Origin of the sequence: Pseudomonas sp. NFX1 (assembly GCF_051123555.1) — a bacterium.
GTDB lineage: Bacteria > Pseudomonadota > Gammaproteobacteria > Pseudomonadales > Pseudomonadaceae > Aquipseudomonas > Aquipseudomonas capeferrum.
The window spans coordinates 726,838-744,428 of sequence record NZ_CP169366.1; the positions used below are offsets into that span (position 1 = coordinate 726,838).

At 63.4% G+C, this 17,591-nt stretch carries 17 protein-coding genes and 1 tRNA gene; 11 read left to right on the forward strand and 7 right to left on the reverse strand.

Going from position 1 to position 17,591, the window contains the following annotated elements:
- The first annotated feature begins 128 nt into the window (after nucleotides 1-128).
- Nucleotides 129-596 carry a DUF1289 domain-containing protein gene (locus DJ563_RS03220; protein WP_434518796.1) on the forward strand — a complete coding sequence of 156 codons (468 nt, stop codon included), beginning with the start codon at nucleotides 129-131 and terminating at the stop codon, nucleotides 594-596.
- Between the two features lie 76 nt (nucleotides 597-672).
- On the forward strand, nucleotides 673-1,320 hold the full coding sequence (locus tag DJ563_RS03225) for a hypothetical protein (protein ID WP_434518797.1): 648 nt from the start codon (nucleotides 673-675) through the stop codon (nucleotides 1,318-1,320).
- Between the two features lie 62 nt (nucleotides 1,321-1,382).
- On the opposite strand, the gene queD is transcribed toward DJ563_RS03225, so the two are convergent.
- Nucleotides 1,383-1,739, reverse strand: a complete 357-nt coding sequence (queD, locus tag DJ563_RS03230) for a 6-carboxytetrahydropterin synthase QueD (RefSeq protein ID WP_434518798.1) — start codon at nucleotides 1,737-1,739, stop codon at nucleotides 1,383-1,385.
- A gap of 489 nt (nucleotides 1,740-2,228) precedes the next feature.
- On the opposite strand from queD, the gene DJ563_RS03235 reads away from it, so the two are divergent.
- From DJ563_RS03235 to DJ563_RS03255, 5 genes are all read left to right on the forward strand, one after another.
- The gene (locus DJ563_RS03235) at nucleotides 2,229-2,534 is read left to right on the forward strand and encodes a PepSY domain-containing protein (RefSeq protein WP_274099390.1); all 306 of its coding nucleotides are present in this window, start codon (nucleotides 2,229-2,231) and stop codon (nucleotides 2,532-2,534) included.
- Nucleotides 2,534-2,848: a PepSY domain-containing protein gene (locus DJ563_RS03240; RefSeq protein ID WP_186655086.1), complete on the forward strand. Its 315-nt coding sequence runs from the start codon at nucleotides 2,534-2,536 to the stop codon at nucleotides 2,846-2,848. The genes DJ563_RS03235 and DJ563_RS03240 overlap by 1 nt, the downstream gene beginning before the upstream one ends.
- Entirely contained in the window at nucleotides 2,849-3,517 is a 669-nt protein-coding gene (locus tag DJ563_RS03245; RefSeq protein ID WP_274099391.1) for a response regulator transcription factor, read from the forward strand. It abuts the gene before it with no gap.
- The gene (locus DJ563_RS03250; protein WP_434518799.1) at nucleotides 3,514-4,833 is read left to right on the forward strand and encodes an ATP-binding protein; all 1,320 of its coding nucleotides are present in this window, start codon (nucleotides 3,514-3,516) and stop codon (nucleotides 4,831-4,833) included. The genes DJ563_RS03245 and DJ563_RS03250 overlap by 4 nt, the downstream gene beginning before the upstream one ends.
- Before the next feature lie 225 nt (nucleotides 4,834-5,058).
- A complete protein-coding gene (locus DJ563_RS03255; RefSeq protein ID WP_274100613.1) occupies nucleotides 5,059-6,216 on the forward strand; it encodes an HPP family protein in 1,158 nt (385 codons plus the stop codon).
- Here DJ563_RS03255 and DJ563_RS03260 read toward each other — a convergent pair.
- A complete protein-coding gene (locus DJ563_RS03260; protein WP_274100614.1) occupies nucleotides 6,190-7,056 on the reverse strand; it encodes a LysR family transcriptional regulator in 867 nt (288 codons plus the stop codon). The genes DJ563_RS03255 and DJ563_RS03260 overlap by 27 nt on opposite strands.
- 180 nt (nucleotides 7,057-7,236) lie before the next feature.
- Here DJ563_RS03260 and DJ563_RS03265 point away from each other — a divergent pair, with 180 nt between their 5' ends.
- Complete coding sequence (locus tag DJ563_RS03265) at nucleotides 7,237-9,126, forward strand: propionyl-CoA synthetase (protein ID WP_434518800.1); 1,890 nt, start codon at nucleotides 7,237-7,239, stop codon at nucleotides 9,124-9,126.
- Nucleotides 9,127-9,160: 34 nt separating this feature from the next.
- On the opposite strand, the gene zapE is transcribed toward DJ563_RS03265, so the two are convergent.
- Both zapE and DJ563_RS03275 read right to left on the reverse strand, forming a co-directional pair.
- On the reverse strand, nucleotides 9,161-10,234 hold the full coding sequence (gene zapE / locus DJ563_RS03270) for a cell division protein ZapE (RefSeq protein ID WP_434518801.1): 1,074 nt from the start codon (nucleotides 10,232-10,234) through the stop codon (nucleotides 9,161-9,163).
- 113 nt (nucleotides 10,235-10,347) lie between these two features.
- Entirely contained in the window at nucleotides 10,348-10,590 is a 243-nt protein-coding gene (locus DJ563_RS03275) for a hypothetical protein (RefSeq protein WP_274097640.1), read from the reverse strand.
- Nucleotides 10,591-10,862: 272 nt separating this feature from the next.
- Between DJ563_RS03275 and DJ563_RS03280 the strand changes: the two genes are divergently transcribed.
- Nucleotides 10,863-10,937, forward strand: a tRNA-Gln gene (locus tag DJ563_RS03280).
- Nucleotides 10,938-11,063: 126 nt separating this feature from the next.
- Here DJ563_RS03280 and DJ563_RS03285 read toward each other — a convergent pair.
- From DJ563_RS03285 to DJ563_RS03295, 3 genes are read right to left on the reverse strand one after another with little or no spacing between them, the layout of a single operon-like run.
- Nucleotides 11,064-13,451, reverse strand: coding sequence for a hybrid sensor histidine kinase/response regulator (locus DJ563_RS03285; RefSeq protein ID WP_274097639.1), 2,388 nt, complete (start codon nucleotides 13,449-13,451; stop codon nucleotides 11,064-11,066).
- 13 nt (nucleotides 13,452-13,464) lie between these two features.
- The gene (locus DJ563_RS03290; protein ID WP_033699046.1) at nucleotides 13,465-13,926 is read right to left on the reverse strand and encodes a response regulator; all 462 of its coding nucleotides are present in this window, start codon (nucleotides 13,924-13,926) and stop codon (nucleotides 13,465-13,467) included.
- A gap of 15 nt (nucleotides 13,927-13,941) precedes the next feature.
- On the reverse strand, nucleotides 13,942-16,191 hold the full coding sequence (locus tag DJ563_RS03295) for an ATP-binding protein (RefSeq protein ID WP_434518802.1): 2,250 nt from the start codon (nucleotides 16,189-16,191) through the stop codon (nucleotides 13,942-13,944).
- Nucleotides 16,192-16,486: 295 nt separating this feature from the next.
- Between DJ563_RS03295 and DJ563_RS03300 the strand changes: the two genes are divergently transcribed.
- Entirely contained in the window at nucleotides 16,487-17,014 is a 528-nt protein-coding gene (locus tag DJ563_RS03300) for a Csu type fimbrial protein (RefSeq protein WP_274097637.1), read from the forward strand.
- 30 nt (nucleotides 17,015-17,044) lie between these two features.
- Nucleotides 17,045-17,581, forward strand: a complete 537-nt coding sequence (locus tag DJ563_RS03305) for a Csu type fimbrial protein (RefSeq protein ID WP_095063636.1) — start codon at nucleotides 17,045-17,047, stop codon at nucleotides 17,579-17,581.
- Nucleotides 17,582-17,591 lie beyond the last annotated feature (10 nt).

Genomic DNA, 17,591 nt, shown 5'->3' on the forward strand with positions numbered 1-17,591 from the left:
AAAAGGCGGGATGATTCTACGGCAAAAAAAGCCCGAAGGTAAGGCGGCGAACATGACTTTAACGAGTGACCCCGGTTAGACAAAGGGCTAACATGGGCCCGTATTCCTCCGCAAAGCCGTTGTTTTTCATGTCCAACAAGTCCATCAAGACCCCTTGCGTCGGCCTGTGCTCCACGGTGTACGGAGACACGGTATGCCGTGGCTGCAAGCGTTTTCACCATGAAGTGATCAACTGGAACGGCTACGACGACGCGCAGAAGCGCGCCGTGTGGTTGCGCCTGGAGCAGTTGCTGGTGCAAGTGATGATGGCCAAGCTGGAAGTCTTCGACAAAAGCCTGCTGCGCCAGCAACTGGAGCAGCGTGCCATCCGTTTTGTCGAACATCAGTCGGAATACTGCTGGGCTTACCAGCTGATCGCCCGTGGGGCGCGGATGATCCGTGACCTGGAAGCCTATGGCATGGTGCTGTTGCCCGAGTTCCGTGACTGGGAATTGCCGCAGCTGCGCGATGCCATCGATCGCGAATTCTTCTTGTTGTCCGAGGCGCATTACCAGCGCTACATCGTGCCGGCCTTTCTCCAGCAGGGGCTGGGGTGAGCTGATTCCTCCTGCCTGGCACACCGGTGGTTGCCTAACGTAAGGGCCTTGTGACCTGACGAGAAGGAACACCGGCATGAGCGAATACGTTTACAACTCCCGTTATACCTTCCTGGCCCGTTGTTGGTGGCAAAGCTCGGCTGTGCGCATCGAGCCTGAGTCATGGGCCGATTCGAAAAGGCATCTGTCGACAGTCTGGGTCGAATCGGGCAGCGGGGGTGCCCGCGGCCATTGGGATCGGTATCTGCAGGCCGAGCCCGACGGCGTGCTGGAAAAAAACCTCAATCCATCGGATTACCAGTCCGCGACCCAGCAGTACTACGAGCTGTTCTGGTTTGGCGCTTACGCCAAGGGCAGCTACGCGCATGACAAGCCGCTCTATTACGAGATAAGGCCAGCCGACCGGGTATGGGCGGTATCCAGGTGGGTACTGGACCACAGTGACAACTTCTTGTCGGGCTACGTGGGCGCTTGGCCTGCCAGTGAACCAAAGGGCGCCGACCGCAAACCCGATGGGGCCCGTCTGTGGAGGATCGATGGCCTGGCCCGCGAAGGGCTGAAACAAGGCGATCGGCACTGCAACCTGCAGTTGTTGGCGCCGGGAGGAAGCAAGGTTTGTCGCTATCAGAGGGCGGGCGGCCGGTTTTTCAATACCCGTGAGGGTGAGGCGGGGTTCATTGCCCTGGAGATCCTGAGCATTCCGCATCAATTCGGCGAGCTCTGAGGGGGCTGCCGCCGTTCATCCCTGCCACAGTCGGCAGCGGATGAAGGGTGGCAGTGGCAAGCTCAATCGCCGCTGTATTCACAGCCGCTGGTGCAGGTTTCGTGAATGCGTACCTTGGACAGCTCCGGCAGCAGCGGCTTGACCTGCTCCCAGATCCACTTGGCGATGACTTCGCTGGTGGGGTTTTCCAGGCCTGGGATGTCGTTCAGGTAGTTGTGGTCGAGCTGCTCATAGAGCGGCTTGAAGATCGCCTTGATTTCGGAGAAGTCACGGATCCAACCGGTGTGCGGGTCGAGCGGGCCGGTGAGGTGAAGCGCGACCTTGAACGAGTGACCATGCAGACGACCGCACTTGTGCCCGGCGGGCACGTGGGGCAGACGGTGGGCGGATTCGAAGGTGAATTCCTTGAAGATTTCCACGTTGTAGAGACTCTTGAAAAAAATACTGGGGCAGATTCTACCAGCATGCCAGATGCAAGGGGTGCGGGCGTTCGTGCAACTGCCCGGTGGCGCACGGTCAGCCAACCGCTTGGTTGACTGGCGTTTCGTGGCGAGGGACGTCTTCCAACTGCTTGCAAAGCCCCAGCAGCACTACGTTGCCGACTGTATCTCCACAGACGGAAGATCATCATGAACAGTTATGTATTCAATGCCGAGAAAAGTTTCATCGCTGCCTGCTTCTGGCAGGACGTGCTCCCGACTACCGCAAGCGATGAGTCCCCCAGTTGCAGAGGGTAGGCGACACCCGTACCGGCGTGGCAGCGCCCTAACATTCAGCAACGCGCTACTCCCACCTTCATGGGGCTCCGGCTTGCGCTATCATGCGGCCAGTTTTTTCAGCTTGGCTTAAGGAGCTTTGAGTAATCTTAACTCCGTAGACAACTTGAACATCTCGATGGAGAGAACCTCATGAAGACTTTGACTGCCCTGTTCGCTGCCGCTGCTCTGGCTGTTGGTACCAACGTCGCCCTGGCCGATGTACCGGCTCACGAAATCAGCGGCCTTGAAAAAGCCGGTACCGTCCAGTCCCTGCAGAAGCTGGCCGAAACGGCCAAGGCAAAACACCCGGGCTCGACCATCACCGATTCGGAGCTCGAGAACGAGTACGGCCGTTACATCCTCAAGGTAGAACTGCGTGATGCGCAAAACGTCGAATGGGACGTCGATCTGGACGCCAAGACTGGTGAAGTACTCAAGGACAAACAGGACACCTGATGAAAGCGCTACCGCGCAAGGCTCGCTACCTGGCCCTCGCGCTGATGGCTGTCTGTTCGCTGGCGGTTGCCCGTGACCTCGATCAGGATGAAGCCCTTGAGCTGCGGCAAAAGGGCGTCATCCTGCCGCTTGAGCAATTGCTTGACTCAGCCCTGGGGCGTTACCCCGGGGCGCGTCTGCTGGAGGCAGAGCTGGAAGAAAAACACGGACGCTACGAATACGAGGTCGAGCTGTTGACCCCTGCCGGGGTGGTGCGCGAAATCAAGCTGGATGCCCGCAGCGGCGTGCTGCTCAAAGACGAGGAAGACGACTGAATGCGCCTGTTGCTTGTCGAGGACAATGTGCCGCTGGCCGATGAACTGATCGCCGGCCTGCAACGCCACGGCTATGCCGTGGACTGGCTGGCCGACGGCCGTGATGCGGTGTACCAGGGCCAGAGCGAACCCTACGACCTGATTGTCCTCGACCTCGGCCTGCCGGGCTTGCCGGGGCTCGATGTGCTGGCCCAGTGGCGCGCCGGCGGCCTGGCCACGCCGGTACTGGTGTTGACCGCGCGCGGCTCCTGGGCCGAACGTATCGAGGGCCTGAAGGCTGGGGCCGACGATTACATGAGCAAACCCTTCCACCCGGAAGAGTTGCAGTTGCGCATCCAGGCGTTGCTGCGCCGTGCCCGCGGCCTGGCCAATCAGCCCACCTTGGAAGCTGCCGGCTTGCACCTGGATGAAAGCCGACAGTGCGTGAGCCGTGATGGGGTCGATATTCAGCTGACCGCCGCCGAGTTTCGGCTGCTGCGCTATTTCATGCTGCATCCGCAGCAGATCCTTTCCAAAAGCCACCTGGCCGAACACCTTTACGATGGCGAGACCGAGCGCGACTCCAATGTGCTTGAAGTGCACGTCAATCACCTGCGTCGCAAGTTGGGCCGCAGTGTGATCGAAACCCGTCGCGGTCAAGGCTACATCTACGCCGGGAACGTCGCGTGAAGTCGATCCAGGCGCGCCTGAGCCTGGGGCTGGTGGCGGTGCTGGTGGTGGTTGGCGTGGTGCTGGCGCAGCTCACCCTGTGGTTGTTCGAGGCGGGCCTGCAGCGCTACCTGGAAAACGGCCTGCGCAAGGAAAGCGAGAACCTGCTGGTGGCACTGGTGCGTGGCCCTTCAGGGTTGCAGCTGGATGAGCGGCGTATTTCCGGCGCTTACCAGCGGCCGTTTTCCGGTTATTACTTTCGCATCGACTTTGACCAAGGTACCTGGCGTTCGCGCTCGCTGTGGGACCTGGACATGCCCAGGCCTGCTGCGCCCGGCCTTTCCGATAGCCACGAGCTAGGCCCTGAAGGCCAGCAATTGCTGGCGCTGCGCGCTGACTATCGACGCCTTGGCCAGGACATCTCAATCAGTGTGGCGCAGGATTACTCACCGGTGCGCGAAGGCTTCCGGCGCATGCAGCAGATCGGCCTGGGCATGGGGCTGGTGGCCTTGATACTGGTACTGGTACTGCAGCGCATCACGGTGAAGCGCTCGTTGCGCCCACTGGAGCGAGCCCGTCAGCAGATCGCCCAGTTGCAACAGGGCAAGCGCTCCCAGCTGGATGCCGAAGTACCTGTGGAACTGGCACCGTTGGTGGGGCAGATCAACCATTTGCTGAGCCACACCGAAGACAGCCTGCGCCGCTCGCGCAATGCCCTGGGCAACCTGGGCCATGCGCTGAAGACGCCGTTGGCGGTGCTGCTGAGCCTGGCGTCCAGCGAGCGCTTGCAGGGGCTGCCCGACGTGCGTGAGCAGATGCGCGCACAGCTTGAGCAGATTCAGCAGCGCCTGGCGCGCGAACTCAACCGGGCTCGCCTGGCGGGCGATGCCTTGCCGGGTGCCCAGTTCGACTGCGATGCCGAATTGCCAGGGCTGTTGGGCACGTTGGGGATGATCCACGGTGAAGGCCTGGTGCTTGAGCGGGACGTACCGCCTGGGCTGTTGCTGCCCTGGGATCGCGAAGACGTGCTGGAGCTGCTGGGTAATCTGCTGGACAACGCCTGCAAGTGGGCCGACAGCGAGGTGCGCCTGGGCATCGCGCCGAGTGAAGGGGGTTACCAGCTGTGGGTTGACGATGACGGCCCGGGCATTCCTGAAGCCCAGCGGCTGCAGGTGCTGGAGCGCGGTTCGCGGCTGGATGAACAGGTCGATGGGCATGGTCTGGGGCTGGGCATCGTGCGCGATATCGTCGAAGCCTGGGGCGGGCGCCTGGTACTGCTCGAAAGCCCTTTGGGCGGGTTGCGGGTGAATATCGAGTTGCCGCGCCGGGCTCGATAACGCCGGGGCCAGCCAGATCACCACTGCAAAAATATTGCAGTACAGCCGCATTTTTTTGAATTGGCCCTTGTAAGCCCCGCCCGGCACAATCCCCTCACGAAACTTCCCAGTTTCCATCTCTCCACGGACGGAGCCCCTTGCGCTATTGCTTTGGCAATACAGGGCCCAGGCCAGCTCGGCTGGGCTTTCTTTTTCACCAGAAAAACTACGATCCCGATTATTCCAATGCCTGCCTCGCGTTCCGAAAGTCGTCTGCAGCGGCTGTTGCCTGCGCCCCTCAATACATCTCCTAAAGAATGGCTGCGTGCTGGAGCCGGTGCACTGCTCGGCCTGTTCTTCGCCGGCTGGCTGACCAGCCTGGCCTACGGCCCTGGCATCGCCTTGCACCTTCTAGGCCCCCTGGCTGCCTCGGCAGTGCTGGTATTTGCCGTGCATTCCGGCCCTTTGGCCCAGCCTTGGCCAGTGCTGGGCAGTTACGCCCTGGCGGGCGCTGTCGGCCTGGCCATGCGCCAGGGCTTCGGGCCTGAGCTGTGGGTGGCTGCCGCAGCCCTGGCGATCTCGGTGCTGCTGATGTGCCTGCTGCGCTGCCTGCACCCGCCGGGCGGTGGGGTGGCGGTGAGTGCAGTGCTGGCCGATTCGGGGCTTACGGCCCTGGGTGACCATCTGCTGGAGCCGGTGCTGCTCAATGCGCTGATCCTGGTGACGGTGGCGGTGCTCTACAACCGTTTGACCGGCGTGCGCTACCCCAAGGGCAATGCCCCGCGCAAAGAGCTGCATCACACCCATGACCCGCTGCCCAATGAGCGCGTCGGGGTCAGCGGCGCCGACCTGGACCAGGCGCTTGAAGAGTTGGGCGAGTTCGTCGATGTCACCCGCGACGAGCTGGAACGCATCATCCTTGCCACCGAGCAGCATGCCCTGCAACGCAGCCTTGGCGGTATTACTGCGGCATCGGTGATGTCCCGGGATGTGCAGTTCGCGTCGCCTGACACCACCCTGGAGCAGGCGTGGAAGATGCTGGCCAGTCACCACCTGAAAACCCTGCCGGTACTGCAGCATGGCAAGTTGGTGGGCATCGTCAGCCTCAGCGACCTGGTCGGGCCTGCCATGCAGCGGGGACAGTTCCGATGGCGCGGCCTGTTCGGGCGCAAGGCGGTGCGCATGGCGCAGGTGATGAGCCGGCGGGTGATCAGTGTCAGCAGCCAGCACCCGCTGGAGCGCCTGTTGCCCTTGCTGTGTGAACAAGGGCTGCACTGCTTGCCGGTAATCGACGCTGGCCAATTGGTCGGGGTGGTCACCCAGACCGACCTGATCGCCGGCCTCAAACGCCAGTTGCTCAGCGCCGCGGGCAATGCTTCAGATCACCGGGTCCCAGCGCTGTGACCAGTCGCTGACGCCGGCGGCCACGAGCCGGCGCAGTATCGCGAATGCCTGTTGCAGGGCCTCGCTGTCGCGCTTGCGCGGGTACACCAGAAATGTCGGGTAGGTGAATTCTGGTGCCTGGGGTACCCGCTCGAACACCCCGCTGTCCAGATAGGCCTGCACTACGCGGGTACGGAAGTAGCCGCTGCCGCCCTGGTCGAGGATGAACTGCAGAGCCAGGGGCCCGAGGTTGAAGCTCAGTGCCGGGCGCGCGCAGTCGGGCAGGGCGGCGTCGTGCTGGCGGCGGAATGCCTCCCCCCAGTCGATGTAGATGTACGGGTCTGGCTGGTCGACCCGGCGCACGCGGATCAACTTCTCTTCCATCAATTGCTCCACCTGCAGGCCCGGCCCGTAGGTCGGCTGATAGACCAACGCTGCGTCCAGCAGGCCCATCTCCACCTTGCGCAGCAGCGACTCGCCATCGCTCACCTCGCTGCGGATGGCATGGCTGGGCAGCTCGCGGTGCAGGGCGCTGACCCAGTCGAGCATCATCGGGTTGCCCAGGCTCACTTCGCCGCCCACATGCAGCACCTGCTGGCACCCTTCAGGCAGCGGCAGGTCGCGGCGCGCCGCTTCCCACGTCTGCACCAGCTGGTTGGCATAGCTGACGAAGGCCTCGCCATCGCTGGTCAGGCTGGCGCCGTTGCGGCTGCGTACGAACAACTGGCAGCCCAGTTGCTGCTCCAGGCGCTGCACCCGTGCAGTAATCGCGGTCTGCGATACGAACAGGCGCTCAGCGGCGGCGACCAGGCTGCCGCAACGCACGATTTCCAGAAAGGTACGGGCCTGTTCGATATCCATGGGGTGCTCAGTGGCGGAAGGGGAGGCCTATTCTAGAGAATTTGCACCGTTATGGGGCGTATTGGCGTTGTCTGCAAATTTGCAGGTCGGTTGTGACTTTAGTCCCATGGCGGCCCCGGTGTGGCGGTCCATACTCAAGTTTCGCCCTTCAATAACAACAAGTACCGGGTTTTCTACGCCATGAGCTATCAGCACAGCTACGCCCATTCCATTGCCGACCCTGCCGCATTCTGGGCCGAACAGGCCGCGCACCTGGCCTGGCACCGCACGCCTTCCCTCACCTTGCAGAACAACCCGGACGGTACCCACCGCTGGTTTGCCGACGGCCGCCTGAACAGCTGCCACCTTGCCCTCGACCACCAGATCGAACAAGGTCGCGGCGAGCAGTTGGCGCTGATCTACGACTCGCCTGTGACAGGCGTGCAACAGGCGTACACCTATCGTCAGTTGCGCGACGAGGTGGCACGCCTGGCAGGCTTGCTGCGCCATCTGGGGGTCAACAAGGGGGACGGGGTGATCATTTACATGCCCATGGTGCCCCAGGCGGCCATGGCCATGCTGGCGTGCGCGCGGATCGGTGCGGTGCATTCGGTGGTGTTCGGCGGTTTTGCCGCCAACGAACTGGCCTTGCGCATCGATGATGCCCGGCCCGCGTTGCTGCTGACGGCGTCCTGTGGCCTGGAGTTCGACCGGGTGATCGAATACAAGCCGCTGGTCGATCGCGCCCTGCAACTGGCCCGCCACCAGCCACGCAATGTGCTGGTATTGCAGCGGCCCCAGGCCCGCGCCCCGTTGCAGCCTGGCCGCGACCTCGATTGGCAGCAAGCGCTGGCAACGGCCGAGCCGGTCGCCCCTGTCGAACTGGACGCAGGTGACCCGCTGTACATCATGTACACCTCCGGTACCACTGGGAAGCCCAAGGGCATCGTGCGGGAAAACGGCGGCAACGCGGTAGCGCTGTGCTATGCCATGCGCCACATCTACGGTATGCAGGCCGGTGACGTGTGGTGGGGGATTTCCGACGTGGGCTGGGTGGTCGGCCATTCGCTGATTGTGTATGGCCCATTGATGAGCGGCTGCACCACGGTGTTTTATGAGGGCAAACCGATACGCACCCCGGACGCCTCGGCGTATTGGCGGGTGGTCGAGCAATACAAGGTCAACGCCTTGTTCTGTGCGCCGACCGCCATGCGCGCAATCCGCAAGGAAGACCCGGACGGCGCGTTGATCAAAGGGCACGACCTGAGCTCGCTGCGTCAGCTGTTTCTGGCCGGGGAGAAGCTCGACTCCAGCACCCATGAATGGCTGGAACGGGTCACTGGCAAACCGGTGCACGACCATTGGTGGCAAACCGAGACCGGCTGGCCGGTCACCGCACCTTGCGTTGGGCTGGAAGGCAGCGCCGCGCGAGCGGGCTCGAGCAACCGCGCCGTGCCGGGCTACAACGTACGTGTGCTGGACGATGAAGGCCATTTGCTGGGGCCCAACCACCAGGGCTCGATCGTCATCGCGCTGCCGTTGCCGCCCGGGTGCAGCCAGACGCTGTGGGGCGACCACGAGCGCTACCTGCAGGCCTACCTGCGCACCTACCCCGGCTACTACCACACAGGCGACGGGGGTTACCTCGATGATGACGGTTTCGTGTACATCATGGGGCGCACGGACGACGTGATAAACGTCTCCGGGCATCGTCTGTCTACCGGCGAGATGGAGGACCTGGTGGCGCGTCACCCGGCGGTCGCCGAATGCGCGGTGATCGGCGTGCATGACGATATCAAGGGGCAGGTGCCTTTGGCGCTGGTGGTGCTCAAGGACGGCGAAGGCATTACCGAGTCGCAGCTGCTGGTCGAATTGGTGGGCAACGTGCGCGAGGAGATCGGGGCACTGGCGTGTTTCAACCGGGTGCGGCTGGTCAAGCGGTTGCCCAAGACCCGCTCAGGGAAGATCTTGCGGGCGGTGCTGCGCAAGATTGCCGACGGCCAGGACTATGTGCCGCCTTCGACCCTGGACGACCCCGCCGTGCTGGGGGAAATCGAGGTGGTGCTGGCGGACCTGCCGCGGGCGGGTTGAGGCGGGATGCTGGGGCTGCATGGCAGCCCCAGCATCAATCAGGCCCCACCTGATGCAACTGCCCCAGGCGGCTGCGCGTGCGCATCAGGTCGGCAATCGCGCCACCCAGGCTCTCATCCAGCGGTCGCTGCCCGATCACCGTCAGTTGCTTGTCCTGGTCATACAGCACATCCACCAGGTTCACGAACCGCTGCTGCGCGGCCAATGAGCAGTCGGACAAATCGCCCAGCCCATCAATGACCCACTCATCGTACTGCGCCGCCAGTGCCAGGTAATCGATGACCGCAGTAGGCTGTTCGCACAGGTCGTCGAAAGCAAGCATCACCTGCCGACCTTGATGGGCCAGTGCGCGCAGGCTGCGTTTGTTGATATCCAGCGTGGCAGGCTGCGCGCCCGGCACGTTCAGTGCCTGGCGCTGCTCGGCGGTGCCGGGCCACACATAGTGACCTTGGGTAAACCGCTGGTGCTCGCGGTTGGCTGGCAGGCTGCGAAAATCGGTGTCGCCGCAGACTTCCAGCACCTGCATTCGGCCGTTGATCAGGCGGATCACCGGCAGAAAACGTTCATGGTAAAGCGGGTTGGGCAACAGCCCTTCCGGTGCGTAGTTCGACGTGACCAACAGCCATATCCCACGCTCGAACAACGCGGTGAACAGCCGGGTGAGCAGCATGGCATCGCCAATGTCATGCACATGGAATTCGTCGAAACACAGCACTCGACACTCGCCGAGCAGCTCGTCCAGCGTCGCCCCGAGGGCATCGTCCAGCGCCCGGTGGCGGTGCATGCCCTGGTGCAGTCGGGCAAAGAAATCATGGAAATGCAGGCGCCGCTTGGTCGCAACCGGCACAGCCTGGAAAAAACCGTCGAGCAGCCAGCTTTTGCCCCGGCCGACCGAGCCATGCAGGTAAAGGCTGCGTGGTTGTCCGTTTTCCAGCTGCGCCAACTGCTCGGCCATGCACTGGATGACCCGCCGCTGACCCTCGCTGAGCTGGTAGCCACGGCTGCTGGCCTTGTCCTCGAACCAGGCCAGCAATTCGCTCTGAGGGGCAGCGCTTGCGCGCAGGCGCTGGCCGAGCTGACGCAGCGGGGTAGGGATCCAGGCAGGCAAATCGATAGCTCCGTGGTCGAGGGGGCGCAGCTCAGCTTGCGCGAAGGCCGCCATTTTGACCAATAGAGAAAGCAGTGGGCAATGATCGCCTGACGAGATAGGTCGGGAGGCTCTCAGCTTTTACGTTCCAGTTGGCGCTCGATCATGTACTTCACCGCCAAGCGGCGTTCCTTGAGGTGGCGCAGGTCTTCGTCGACGAAATTGCCAGCGGAGATCGACTCGGCGGCCAGCACCTGGTTGTCGATGTCCATGTACTCGTCCAGCAGCCGGTCCAGGGCCTTGTCCTGCTGGCGACGTTGCTGGACGATTTCGCGGGGGTAGTGCAAGTCCTGGTAAAGGTCGTGTGAGACAGGCATGGGTGCCTCCTTGGTCAATGCAGTGCGCTTATCTGATTGGAAGGGTGAAATACGATTGTGTTGACGCGGGGCAGGGGGAAAGCGACGGGTGGTTGCCGGGGATGGGCGCTTCGCGCCGGTGACGAAGAGTAACTTGCTGTTTTAAAGCATTTTTTTTCATCAAGGGGGTTCACAGGTCGAAAGAATGTTGTTAAAGTGCCGCGCATTCCACGACAACAACCCAGTTGTCAGGCAGTTGGAATTGTCAGAGCAGCAATTGCTGCATCCGATACAGGGGCGTCGCCAAGCGGTAAGGCAGCAGGTTTTGATCCTGCCATGCGTTGGTTCGAATCCAGCCGCCCCTGCCATTTTCTGTTTCACATTACCTGCTATTTTCTCGGTGCTTAGCAAGATAAGCGCTGGGTTTTCTCGTTTCCGGCGTTTGTGCCTGCCCTTGTCGCCGGTAAGCCGGCGACAAGGGCAGGGGGTGCAAACTACGCCGAGGTGCGCAGGAGTTCACTCAGCACACGCGCCAGTTCATCGGCCTGCACAGGCTTCTGCATCACCAGGCTACCCGGCAACTCCAACCCCTCCAGCTCTGCATAACCGGTCAGAAACACCACCGGCAAACGCGGGTGCCGTTCGCGCGCCGCCAGCGCCAACTGCGCGCCGTTGAATTCGGGCATGGCAAAGTCGGTCAGCAACAAGTCAATCTCGTCATCGAGCAAGGCCAGGGCCTGCTCACCGCTGTGCGCCTGACGCACCTGATAGCCGTACTGGCGCAGCACATCGCCGAGCATGTCGCGTACCAGGTGGTCGTCATCCACCAGCAGCACCGTGCGGTTGTGGCCACTTGCACTGGTCGGCTGGGCAAGCAGTGGGGCCACCGGTTCGCTCTGCACGTGATCCTTTACCGCCGGCAGGTACACTGCCACCTGGGTGCCGCGACCAGGCTCGGTGTCGATGCGCACGCCACCGCCCGACTGCTTGGCAAAGCCGAATACCTGGGCCAGGCCCAGGCCCGAGCCCTTGCCGATGTCCTTGGTGGTGAAGAAGGGCTCGAACACCTTGGCCAGCACGTCTTCGCTCATGCCGCAGCCGGTGTCGCGGATGCTCAGCATCACGTACTCGCCGGGGTCAGGGTCTTCCGGGCGCTGAGGGCGGGCCTCGATGTGGGTGTTGCGGGTCGAGAGGGCCAGTTGGCCGCCGTCCGGCATGGCATCCCGGGCATTGATCGCCAGGTTGAGGATGATCATCTCGGTCTGGGTCGGGTCGGTCAGTGCCTGCCACAGGTTCGGGTCCAGGTCCAGGCGCACCGACACGTTGCCGCCAAGGGTGCGGCGCAGCAACTCCTCAAGGCCGGCCAGGGTCCGGTTCAGGTTCAGTGGCACCGGCTCCAAGCGCTGGCGTCGGGAGAAGGCCAGCAACTGCGATGTCAGCTTGGCACCCCGTTCGCCCGCTTCGCGAATATGCGTGAGGCGGGTGCGTGCCTTGTTCAGGTCGGCCTTGTTCAGGTCGCGCTCAAGGAAGCTGGCACCGGTGAGGATCACTGTCAGCAGGTTGTTGAAGTCGTGCGCCACGCCAGCGGTCAGTTGGCCGACTGCTTCCAGGCGCTGCATCTGTTGCAACGCGGCCTCGATGCGCTCGCGCTCGGTGATTTGCTCACGCAGGCGGGTGTTGGCCTCGGCCAGCCCCAGGGCCGCCTCGCGCTCGCTGGTGATGTCGCGGGCCACCACATACAGCAGGGTGTCTTCCGGTACCACTACCCAGGACAGCCAGCGCTGCTGGCCGCCGGCATGCAGGATGCGCCCGACGAAGCGCGCGCTGGTGCGGCCGTGGGCGAGGGCGGCCAGTTCGGTGAGCAACAATTCTTGATCGGGTTCGGGTAACAGGTGCAGCAGCGAGGCCTGGCTCAGCCGCTCGCGGGAGAAGCCCAGGCTCGCCTCCCAGGCCGGGTTGAGCGCGACCGGGGTGAGGTCTTTGTTCAACACCGCCAGCAGGTCCTGCGACAGCTCCCAGGCACGGTCACGTTCACGGGTGCGGCGTTCGACGCGTTCACCGAGCATCTCGTTGAGTTGCTTGAGGGCTTGGGTGGCCTGGCGCTGGGTATGGATGTCCTGCAGCACGCCGGAAAAGCGCACGCACTGGCCGTCGACGAACTGGGTCTGGCCGCTGCTGAGCAGCCAGCGCGGTTCCAGGCCGGCGAGTAGTGCGCTACGGAATTCGACCCGGTAGTGGCCGCCGCTCTCGGGGCGCATGGCTTGCTGCACGGCGTCACGGACCATGGCGACGTCATCGGGGTAGATGCCGGCCAGGAACACGTCCATGCTCATTTCGGTGCTGGTGGGCAGCCCGAACAAGGTTTTGCAGCGGTCGTCCCACAGCAGCAGGCCTTCTTGTGGGCGCAGGTCCCAGGTGCCCATGCCGGCGGCGTCGATGGCGATGCGTGCGCGCGCTTCGACATCTGCCAGCGCTTCTTCGGCGCGGCGCCGGCGCTGGCGTTCCTGTACCTCGGTCAGGGCCCGGCGCACGGCCTTGGGCAGCAGGGGCAGGTTTTTCTTCAGCACATAGTCGGTGGCACCCAGGCGGATCATCTCCACCGCGTGCTCTTCACCGTAAATGCCGGAAAGGAAGATGAACGGGGTGTCCGGTGCCAGGCGCTGGGCAATGGCCAGCACGTCGGTGCCGGACGAGCCGGGCAGCACGCAGTCGCAGAGGATCAGGTCGTAATGAGCCTCGCGCAGCGCGTGTTCGACCCCGATATGGTCGAACACCAGCTGCGACTCAACGTGCAGCCCGCTGCGCTCCAGGCGCAGCAGGGTCAGCTCGGCGTCCATCGAGCTGTCTTCGACCATCAGCAGTTTCAGGGGCGTTGGCAGCATTTTTGCGGTGGCCTCAATTGCTGCTGCGGCGGTTCAGGCGCAGCGAGCCGGGTGGCGGTTCGTTGAGCACGGCCCAGAACACCCCGAGGTCGGAGATGGCGGCGACGAACTCTTTGAATTCCACGGGTTTGACCACGTAGGCATTGACCCCCAGCTCGTAGGCGCGCAGCAGGTCGGGTTCCTCTCGCGACGAGGTCAGCATCACCGTCGGGATACTGCGCAGGTCAGGGGTGGAACGGACTTCCTTGAGCACTTCCAGGCCATCGACCTTGGGCAGCTTGAGGTCCAGCAACAGCACGGCGGGGTTGCCGTCGTCGCGTGCAGCATAGGCATTGCGGCGCAACAGGTAGTCCAGGGCATCGGCGCCGTCACGCAGCACGATGACTTCGTTGGCCAACTGGCTGCGCTCCAGGGCCAGCAGGGTGAGCTCCAGGTCCCGGGGGTTGTCTTCTACCAGCAGGATGGGTTTGAGCATGATGGTACAGGGGCCTCATGTAGTCGCGGCAGGCCGCGGGAGGGTGAAGTGGAAACTGGCGCCCTGGTCGATCTGGCCTTGCGCCCAGACGCGGCCGTCATGGCGCTCGATGATGCGGCGTACGCTTGCCAGGCCGATCCCGGTGCCTTCGAAGTCTTCCATCCGGTGCAGGCGCTGGAATACGCCGAACAGCTTGTTGGCGTAGGCCATGTCGAACCCCACGCCGTTGTCGCGGATGCACACCTCGACTTCGCCCTGATGCACCTGGGCGCTGATTTCGATACGCGCCGGGTCGCGTCCTCGGGTGTACTTGATGGCGTTGCCGATGAGGTTCTGCAGCGCCAGGTTGATGAACGCCGGGTCGGCAATCACCTTCGGCAGCGTGGCGATGTCCCAGACGATTTCGCGGCCCTGGTAGTCCGGGGCCAGCTCGGTGCGAATGGCGTCGACCAGGGCATTGAGGTCGACATCCGACAAGCGCAGGGCCGAGCGGCCCATCTGCGAGAAGTTCAGCAGGTTGTCCACCAGGCTGCCGGCAAAATGCGCCGCTTCTTCTATATGCTGCAAAAAACGTCGACCGCGTTCGCTCAGGCCCTGGCCCTCGATCTCGCCCAGCAACTCGGTGTAGCCGGCGATATGCCGCAAGGGCGCACGCAGGTCGTGGGACACGCTGTAGGAAAAGGCTTCGAGTTCCTTGTTCGAACGGCGCAGCTCGCCTGCCAGTTGCGCCAGCTCTTCGGCCTTGCGCAGGACGATGCCGAGCACGGCGGTGCGCAGTTCAACCACACCTTCGACGATCAACGGGTCCCAGGGTTGGCAGTAGCCGCGCACGTCTTCCTGCCAGCGCTCGAAGCTGTGCCGCGGGTCCAGCTGGCCTTGCGGGCCGAGCTGTTTGGCAGGCTGCCCGGCCCAGTTCACCGTGCGCACCTGTTCAGGGCGGAACCACACCAGGTAGTGCGAATGGATTTGCGAGATGGCCACCGCCAGCACACCGCCGACATGCGCCGCCAGCTCAGGCAACTCGTCGATGTCGCGGCGTACGTTGTCGCTGTGGAATACCGTGTCTTCACCGCGCTGGGCCAACCAATGCACCAGCGCCGTGACTTGCGCTTGCGGTGGCGTCTTGCCGATCAGGTCGCAGCGGTCGGCCGAGATCACCGCAGCGCCGCAGGCGTCGGCGAACTCCAGCAAAACTTCGGGCAGGTCGCGCAGGCCGTCACTGACGCTGTCATGGTCGGCCATCGACGAAATCATGCGCACGATGTGCTGGCGCAGGTCGAGCAGTTTGCGCGTGCTGGCGTGGGACTCCCGCGATTCGATCTGCAGCGACAGCACGCTGGCCAGCAGCTCGCAGGCGGTGCGGGTAGGCAGGCCTACCGGACGCGGCTGATCATGGTGGCAGGACACCAGCCCCCACAGCTGCCCGTCGACCACGATCGACAGCGACATCGACGCCAGGGTGCCCATGTTGCGCATGTATTGCAGGTGCACCGGCGACACGCTGCGCAGCGCAGCGAAGCTCATGTCCAGTGCCTTGCCGGTACGCGGGTTGGCGGCGGGCACCAGCGGCGAGGGCTGGTAGTTAACGTCTTCGATCACGCGGATACGGTTGACCCGATACAGCTCGCGGGCCTGGCGCGGGATGTCCGAAGCGGGGAAGCACAGGCCCAGGTAGCTGGGGTAGCCTGGGTCGGCCACCTCGGCCAGCACCTGACCGTTGCCTTCGCTGTCGAAACGGTACGCCTTGACCCGGCCAAAACCGGTGATGCGCTTGAGCTGTTGCACCGACTGCTGCAGCAACTCCTCAAGGCTGGCAGCCAGGTGCAGGTTGCCGACAAAGCTGCGCACCAGTGGGTAGTAATCACCTTGCTCGGCCGCGTTCGCAGGCCTGCGCACCGGCTCGAACTCGACGATCAGCACCTGGTCGTGACGGTGGGCCATTACGCGCAATGGCTCGGTGCAGGGGGCGCCCTGGCGCAGGCGCACATCGCCTATATGGAAAGGAAAAGCCTCGTCGTCGGGCAGGCGGGCAAGGTGCGCCCGTACATCGAAGGCGTCACTGACCAGGTCGGCAACCGTACAGCCCAGCAGCTCCCTGGCCGGCAAGCCGAGCCAGCGCTCGGTGTTCTCGCTGGCCTGGAGGACGCGCAGGTCGGTTTCGTCCAGCACCAGCAGAAACCCGTGGGGCTGGATGCTGCCAGGCACCTGGATAGGCTCCTGGGCACAGCGCTCTGCGGCCTCGGCGAATGGGTTGTCTGCAGTCATCAATGAAAACGCTCCTGTCATGCCTGTCCATGCATGCCGCATCTGTCTGGCACGGGATGAGGGTAGCCATGCACCGTACCAGAATGTCGGCTGATTTGCCGGCTCATGGCCATTGGAGGCACTGTGCGACGAGGGGTTCGCTGATGAAGAAGATTTTTTCCTGACGGCTGTCGGGGAGTGGCCTTGAACACGCGCTATCGCTTTCTCGCTAATACCAAAAAATGGCTTGAAGCCATCAATGATATTCCAACGCGCTGCTACGCTCAGGTGAGCACACAGCGACAAGGATTATCAAGTGACGGAACGCTTTGTGGCCGCGTTGTTGGGCCTGATGTTGAGCGGCAGTGCCGTAGCGGCTGACTTTCTCGTGGAAGTACGGGTCCTGGTGCAGCGCGGCTGCATGCTCGTCAACCAGACGCGCGACGCTGGCGCACAAGCGTTGGGTCGGATCGACCTGGGTAGCGCTGCGCGTCTGGATGGCCCTGATGCGCCTTTGAGCGGCGTACTCCTCAACCAACGGCCGCCACGCCTTGAATGCAACCCTGACACGCCCTACCAGGTGCGGGTCGATGGCGGCCAGCACGGTGGCGCAGGTGAGCTGCGCTTTCTGGCCAACGACGACGGCAAGGCCCGGCCCATTCCTTATCGCTTGTACCGCGACGCTGCCTGGCGCGAACCGGTTGCGGTCGATGTGGCGCATTCGGCACGGGTGCCGGACAGCGGGTCCATAGAACTGCCGTTATACGCCCGTATCGACAAACTGGCCTGGGTGCCACGGGCAGGCCTGTATGGCGACCTGCTCAAAATCACGGTCACCTGGTAGGGACGCCACCATGCACAAGGACGCGACGCCATGAACCGCACCTCGATCCTGCTGCTTACCCTTGGCCCGCTGCTGTTGCCCGGCGGTATGGCCCATGGCACCACCACCGGTTTCATCCAGGCACGGCTAGTGATCAGCGCGGCCTGCCAGATCAGCAGCGGCACCGACCAGCCCGCGACCCTGGGCAACCCCGGCCTGATGGACTTCGGTGAACGCGGCCCGAACTGGGACCAGCCACTGCGCAGTCGGGTCGACGAAGTGGCCGGCGAAGGCAGCTTGCAGATCAGCTGCACGCCCGAGGTGCGGGCCTTCAATGTGCGGATCAATGGCGGCTTGAATGGCAGCGACGGTGTGCGACGCCTGAGCAACGGCCGTGAACTGATCCCTTATCAACTGGCGGTAGACCCAGGCGGCAACAGCCGCTACGGCATCGGCCAGGCGCGCGCCTTCACCATCAGCAGCACCCAGCAGATTCCGATTCCGATTTACGGCGTGGTGGTGGCGCAACCGCGCGCGCTGCCTGCCGGGCTGTACCGCGACACCCTGAGAGTGACCCTGGACTGGTAACCACGCAAGG

Excerpts from the sequence above, each read along its gene's own strand:
- DJ563_RS03220 (WP_434518796.1), top strand. The coding sequence starts at position 129 with ATGTCCAACAAGTCCATCAAGACCCCTTGCGTCGGCCTGTGCTCCACG.
- DJ563_RS03225 (WP_434518797.1), top strand. The coding sequence starts at position 673 with ATGAGCGAATACGTTTACAACTCCCGTTATACCTTCCTGGCCCGTTGT.
- DJ563_RS03235 (WP_274099390.1), top strand. The coding sequence starts at position 2,229 with ATGAAGACTTTGACTGCCCTGTTCGCTGCCGCTGCTCTGGCTGTTGGT.
- DJ563_RS03240 (WP_186655086.1), top strand. The coding sequence starts at position 2,534 with ATGAAAGCGCTACCGCGCAAGGCTCGCTACCTGGCCCTCGCGCTGATG.
- DJ563_RS03245 (WP_274099391.1), top strand. The coding sequence starts at position 2,849 with ATGCGCCTGTTGCTTGTCGAGGACAATGTGCCGCTGGCCGATGAACTG.
- DJ563_RS03255 (WP_274100613.1), top strand. The coding sequence starts at position 5,059 with ATGCCTGCCTCGCGTTCCGAAAGTCGTCTGCAGCGGCTGTTGCCTGCG.
- DJ563_RS03260 (WP_274100614.1), bottom strand. The coding sequence starts at position 7,056 with ATGGATATCGAACAGGCCCGTACCTTTCTGGAAATCGTGCGTTGCGGC.
- DJ563_RS03265 (WP_434518800.1), top strand. The coding sequence starts at position 7,237 with ATGAGCTATCAGCACAGCTACGCCCATTCCATTGCCGACCCTGCCGCA.
- DJ563_RS03275 (WP_274097640.1), bottom strand. The coding sequence starts at position 10,590 with ATGCCTGTCTCACACGACCTTTACCAGGACTTGCACTACCCCCGCGAA.
- DJ563_RS03285 (WP_274097639.1), bottom strand. The coding sequence starts at position 13,451 with ATGCTGCCAACGCCCCTGAAACTGCTGATGGTCGAAGACAGCTCGATG.
- DJ563_RS03290 (WP_033699046.1), bottom strand. The coding sequence starts at position 13,926 with ATGCTCAAACCCATCCTGCTGGTAGAAGACAACCCCCGGGACCTGGAG.
- DJ563_RS03295 (WP_434518802.1), bottom strand. The coding sequence starts at position 16,191 with ATGACTGCAGACAACCCATTCGCCGAGGCCGCAGAGCGCTGTGCCCAG.
- DJ563_RS03305 (WP_095063636.1), top strand. The coding sequence starts at position 17,045 with ATGAACCGCACCTCGATCCTGCTGCTTACCCTTGGCCCGCTGCTGTTG.